This window comes from Stenotrophomonas sp. AS012628 (assembly GCF_010608305.1).
Classification (GTDB): domain Bacteria; phylum Pseudomonadota; class Gammaproteobacteria; order Xanthomonadales; family Xanthomonadaceae; genus Stenotrophomonas; species Stenotrophomonas geniculata.
Genome location: NZ_VMBJ01000158.1, coordinates 1 through 261 on the forward strand (window position 1 = coordinate 1; position 261 = coordinate 261).

At 63.6% G+C, this 261-nt stretch carries 1 protein-coding gene; it reads left to right on the top strand.

Annotated features, from left to right (window positions below; all coding sequences use genetic code 11):
- Nucleotides 1-261 (top strand): helicase-related protein (locus G5A07_RS21405; RefSeq protein WP_223107793.1); only part of this gene is annotated, 261 nt, incomplete at both ends.

The following is a 261-nucleotide window of genomic DNA, read 5'->3' on the forward strand; positions in this document are numbered from 1 at the left end:
GTGGACCGTCGATCCGGCGATCGTCGAGATCGAGCCGGAGAACGTCGCCAGCGACACCGTCGAGCAGCATGTCTACGCCGTGGCCGGCAGCGACAAGTACAAGCTGCTGTACAACCTGGTGGCACAGAACAACTGGGAACGGGTGATGGTCTTCACCAACCGCAAGGACGAAGTCCGCCGCATCGAGGAACGCCTGACCAAGGACGGCATCAGCGCCGCCCAGATGTCCGGCGACGTACCGCAGCACAAGCGCATCCGCAC